Below are 4,909 nucleotides of genomic sequence, written 5' to 3'. Positions count from 1 at the left end.
GCCCAAAAAAGCGGAAATGAGCATCCGCATTCCCGCCGAGAAGCTCAACCCCAAGAAGAATTGACAAACCCGGCCCGATGAACAGCGCCGCCCGCATCGAAGCCTTCCTCGAAATGATGAGCGCCGAACGGGGGGCGGCCGAGAACACGCTTGCCTCCTACCGCCGCGATCTCGAGGACGCTTCCGAAGCGATCAAGGGCGGACTTGCGGGCGCCGGATCGGCCGACATCCGCGCCTATCTCGACGACATTGCCGCGCGTGGCTTCGCGCCGACATCGCAGGCGCGCAAATTGTCGGCGATCCGCCAGTTCTTCAAATTCCTCTACGCCGAGGGCCTGCGCGGCGACGACCCGACCGGCACGCTGGACAGCCCTCGCAAGGGCCGGCCGCTGCCGAAGACGATGAGCGAGGCCGAGACCGGCCGCCTGCTCGACCGGGCGGCGCACGAAGCCGGCGAAGCTGGTCCGGATGGCGACCGGATGGCCGCCTTGCGCCTGCACGCGCTGGTCGAGGTGCTCTACGCCACGGGCCTGCGCGTGTCGGAGCTGGTCGGCCTCCCGGTGACGGTGGCGCTGCGTGACGACCGCTTCTTCATGGTGCGCGGCAAGGGCGACAAGGAACGCATGGTGCCGCTGTCGGCCAAGGCGCGCACGGCCATGCGCGCCTGGCTTGCCGCAAGGGCCGAGCGCCCGGCCTTTGCCGAGAGCCCGTTCCTGTTTCCCGCCTCCTCCGACAGCGGCCATCTTTCCCGGCAGGTTTTCGCCCGCGATCTCAAGGACTTGGCGGCTCGGTCGGGGATAGCTGCGGCGAAAATCTCGCCGCATGTGCTTCGCCATGCTTTTGCCAGCCATCTCCTGCAGAACGGCGCCGATCTCAGAGCCGTTCAGCAACTCCTTGGCCATGCCGACATCTCGACCACGCAGATCTACACCCATGTGCTGGAGGAGCGGCTGGTGCGGCTGGTCAACGATCATCATCCGCTTGCCGACTAGGCCTCATATCGCTATGTGAGGGCGACGTTCCACCGCCCGGAGCCGGCATTTCAGCGGTTCCGCCAGCCATTTCGCCTTCCGACGGATCGGTCCGCTCAAGCATGTACAACTACCTCGACTTCGAAAAGCCGGTGCAGGATCTGGAGCTCAAGATCCTCGAGCTGAAGAAGCTTGCCGAGAACGGCGAGGCGGTCGATGTCGCCGAAGAGATCAGCCGGCTGGAAAAGCGTTCGCGCGACGCGTTGCGCGACCTCTACAAGGCGCTCACCCCCTGGCAGAAGGTGCAGGTCGCGCGCCATCCCGACCGCCCGCATTGCGTCGACTACATCAAAGGGCTGTTCACCGATTTCACGCCCTTGGCCGGCGACCGCAATTTCGGCGACGACCAGGCGATCGTCGGCGGCTTCGCCCGCTTCCGCGGCGAGCCGGTGGCGGTGATCGGCCAGGAAAAGGGTTCGGACACGGCAAGCCGCATCAAGCACAATTTCGGTTCGGTGCGGCCGGAGGGCTACCGCAAGGCGGTGCGCCTCATGGAACTGGCCGACCGTTTCAAGATCCCGCTTCTGACGCTGGTCGACACCGCCGGCGCCTATCCCGGCGTCGGCGCCGAGGAGCGCGGCCAGGCCGAAGCGATCGCACGTTCGACTTCCGCCTGCCTTTCGCTGAAAGTGCCGTCGATCTCGGTGGTCATCGGCGAAGGCGGTTCCGGCGGGGCCATCGCGATCGCCACCGCCAACCGGGTCTATATGCTGGAGCACGCCATCTATTCGGTGATCTCGCCGGAGGGTGCCGCTTCGATCCTGTGGCGTGACACCACCCGCTCCAAGGACGCGGCGACCAATATGAAGATCACGGCGCAGGATCTGCTCGAGATGAAGATCATTGACGCCATCATTCCCGAGCCGATGGGCGGCGCCCAGCGCGCGCCGGAAACGGTGATTGCCTCCACCGGTGACCTCATCGCCAGGACGATGAAGGACTTTGCCGGCGCCAACACCGATTTCCGCGAGCAGCGCCGCGAGAAATATCTGGCGATGGGCCGCAGCCTCTGACCCGCCTACCGTTCAACTGTGGCAAGATGAGCAATTTCGCCACAAAAATGCCGCCGGATCCGGCTCAATGGGATTTGCCGTGAGGGGTTTGCCCAGATTTGTGACGAAGGCTTGCGGTAAGGAATTTTCAAGGTTAACGGGCTTACGGTCCACTGGTGTTCAGCCTGCGGGCCCGGCTATGCCGAGAGTCGTTGGCCCGAGAGAAGAGACGTAGCCGCACCGATGTTTGCCAAGCTTGCCCGCACCGGAGTCCTGATCGCCGCCATCGGCGTCGCCGGCTGCAATGATTCGTCGATGAAGGATTTCGCGCCGGAGGCCAACAAGCCGCTGCCGGACAAGATCCTCGCCGACATGAAGGCCAAGGGCATGGTGCGCACCTCCTCGGTGATGGCGCGCATCTTCAAGGAAGAAGGCAAGCTCGAGATTTGGAAGGCCAAGACCAACGGCCGCTACGATCTCGTCGCCAGCTACGACATCTGCAAATGGTCGGGGAAGCTCGGCCCCAAATACACCGAGGGCGACCGCCAGGCGCCGGAAGGCTTCTACACGGTGCGTCCCTCGCAGATGAATCCGCGCTCGAACTATCATCTGTCCTTCAACATCGGCTTCCCCAACGCCTATGACCGCGCCAATGGCCGCACCGGCCAGAACCTGATGGTGCACGGCGCCTGCTCGTCCTCCGGCTGCTATTCGATGACCGACGCGCAGATCGAGCAGATCTATGCCTTCGGCCGCGACGCTTTCCAGGGCGGCCAGACCGAGTTCCAGATCCAGGCCTTCCCCTTCCGCATGACCGCCGCCAACATGGCGCGCTACCGCAACGACCCGAACTACGAGTTCTGGAAGATGCTGAAGGTCGGATACGACAATTTCGAGATCACCAAGGTGCCGCCGAAGGTCGACGTCTGCGAGAAGCGCTACGTCTTCAATCAGGTCGCGCCGGAAGGCACGACCTTCGACCCGACTGGCCCCTGCCCCCCGACGACGCAGCCGGATTCGCTGAAGACCGCCTTCGCCAGTTACGAGAAGAGCTACGACGCGGCCTTCAATTCGGCGGTGAATTCCAGCAACCCGCCGCCGAAGCCGACCATTGCCGGCATCAAGGAAGCCAGCATCGTCTCCGACTGGTCGAAGCGCCGCGCCCGCGGCGAGCGCGTGCCGATCGAGCCGCCGTCGATGAATGCGGATGGCTCGGTGACGGAAACGACCCGCATGGGCCGTATCGATTCGCCGGCCGGCCGCAAGATGGCCGCGCTCGACGCGGAGAAGGAGGCCAAGCGCAAGGCGGAAGAGCAGCGCCTGGCGGCGATCGAGGCGGCCAAGGCCGCCAAGGAACAGGCCAAGGCGCAAGCGCTGGCCGAGAAGGAAGCCGCCAAGCAGGCCGCGCAGCAGCCGGTCGTCACCGCCGGCGTGGAGCCAGCGCCCGCGCAGGAAACCCAGCAGGCCGCCGACGCCGACCAGGGCACCGTGTCGAAGCTGAAGAAGAAGCTGCTCGGCATGTTCGGCGGCTGAGACCCAATGCGTGTCGCCCAAAAGCATGCCCTCGGGCATTGACCCGAGGGTGTAAGGCGGTTTTGGGATAACGACATGCATGAACAAAGGGCAAAGCCGCCCGCCATCTACGATCTCAAGGGACTGAACTGTCCGTTGCCGGTGCTGAAAGCCCGCAAGCGGTTGGCGGCCATGCGGCCGGGCAGCCGGCTTTGGCTGGAAACCACCGATCCGCTCGCGGTCATCGATATCCCGGCCTTCTGCGCCGATGCCGGTCACCAATTGGTCGAAACGGCCGCGGTCACTGGCGGTCATCGTTTCCTGGTCGAGCGCGGCAGCGCGGCCTGAGCCGGCGTCGTTTTTTTGCTTATAGCCCGGCTATTGCCAGCGGATTGGACTCGAGCGCGGCCCGGTCCGGCGTGTCGATCGACGGTTTGTTGGTGAAGGCCGCGAACAGGCGCTGGATATAATCTTCCGGCATGTCCAGCGTGATCAGCACCAGCCTGGTGCCGCGCTGACCGTCGGGCCAGGCCGGCAGCCTTGCCGGCGGATGCAGGATCTTCTGCACGCCGTGAATGACAAGCGGTCGCGACGGATCCTCCGCGAGCTCGATGACGCCCTTCATGCGCAGCAGCTTCTCGCCATGTGTCGAGCGCAGAAGGTCGAGGAACATCTCGATCGCCGAGAACGGCACCGGCCCATCATGGACGAGCGAGTGCGTGCGCACGCGCCTATCGTGGCGGTGCTCGTGATGGTGGTGATCATGATCGCCGTCATGGTGATGATGGCGATGATCTTGGTGATGATCCTGATCATGGTGATGATCTTGATCATGCGCAGCCTCTTCGCCAAGCCAGCGCCGCACGTCGGCGGACTTGGTTTCGGGATCATAAAGCCCGCAATTGAACAGCGCCGCGGCGCCGGCCTCGTTGACGTCGAGCACGACGGCGCCCGGATTGACCTGCTTCAGCCTTGCCAGCAACGCCTCGACCTCGGCCGCATCGGCAAGGTCCGTCTTGGTCAGCACGATGCGATCGGCCACCGCCGCCTGTTTCACCGCCTCGACATGGGCGTCGAGCGTCGCCTCGCTATTGACGGCGTCGACCAGCGTGATGACGCCGTCGAGCCGGAAGGCCTGCACCAGCGCAGGATGCGCCATGATCGACTGCAGCACCGGCGCAGGATCGGCGAGACCCGTCGTCTCGACGACGACGCGGGCGAGTTTCGCGATGCGGCCGGTCTGCAGCCGGTCGACGAGATCGGCAAGCGTGTCGACCAGGTCGCCGCGCACCGTGCAGCAGAGGCAGCCGTCGGAGAGCTGGATGATGCCGTCGGATGCCTGCTCGACCAAAAGGTGGTCGATCGCCACCTCGC

Annotated in this window: 5 protein-coding genes; 4 read left to right on the top strand and 1 reads right to left on the bottom strand. The window is 64.8% G+C overall.

Going from position 1 to position 4,909, the window contains the following annotated elements:
• Nucleotides 1-77 precede the first annotated feature (77 nt).
• From EOA27_RS21980 to EOA27_RS21965, 4 genes are all read left to right on the top strand, one after another.
• Nucleotides 78-992, top strand: a complete 915-nt coding sequence (locus EOA27_RS21980) for a site-specific tyrosine recombinase XerD (protein WP_126080989.1) — start codon at nucleotides 78-80, stop codon at nucleotides 990-992.
• 101 nt (nucleotides 993-1,093) lie between these two features.
• Nucleotides 1,094-2,044: an acetyl-CoA carboxylase carboxyltransferase subunit alpha gene (locus EOA27_RS21975; protein WP_126064161.1), complete on the top strand. Its 951-nt coding sequence runs from the start codon at nucleotides 1,094-1,096 to the stop codon at nucleotides 2,042-2,044.
• Between the two features lie 222 nt (nucleotides 2,045-2,266).
• Entirely contained in the window at nucleotides 2,267-3,556 is a 1,290-nt protein-coding gene (locus EOA27_RS21970) for a murein L,D-transpeptidase family protein (protein WP_126080988.1), read from the top strand.
• A 75-nt stretch (nucleotides 3,557-3,631) separates the two neighbouring features.
• Nucleotides 3,632-3,883 carry a sulfurtransferase TusA family protein gene (locus tag EOA27_RS21965; RefSeq protein WP_042643420.1) on the top strand — a complete coding sequence of 84 codons (252 nt, stop codon included), beginning with the start codon at nucleotides 3,632-3,634 and terminating at the stop codon, nucleotides 3,881-3,883.
• A gap of 19 nt (nucleotides 3,884-3,902) precedes the next feature.
• Here EOA27_RS21965 and EOA27_RS21960 read toward each other — a convergent pair.
• On the bottom strand, nucleotides 3,903-4,909 hold a 1,007-nt coding region (locus tag EOA27_RS21960; RefSeq protein ID WP_145970462.1), incomplete at its 5' end, for a GTP-binding protein.

This window comes from Mesorhizobium sp. M2A.F.Ca.ET.037.01.1.1, assembly GCF_003998075.1.
GTDB lineage: Bacteria > Pseudomonadota > Alphaproteobacteria > Rhizobiales > Rhizobiaceae > Mesorhizobium.
The sequence above is the reverse complement of the archived record's forward strand: the minus strand, read 5'-3'. Positions and strand labels throughout refer to the sequence as shown.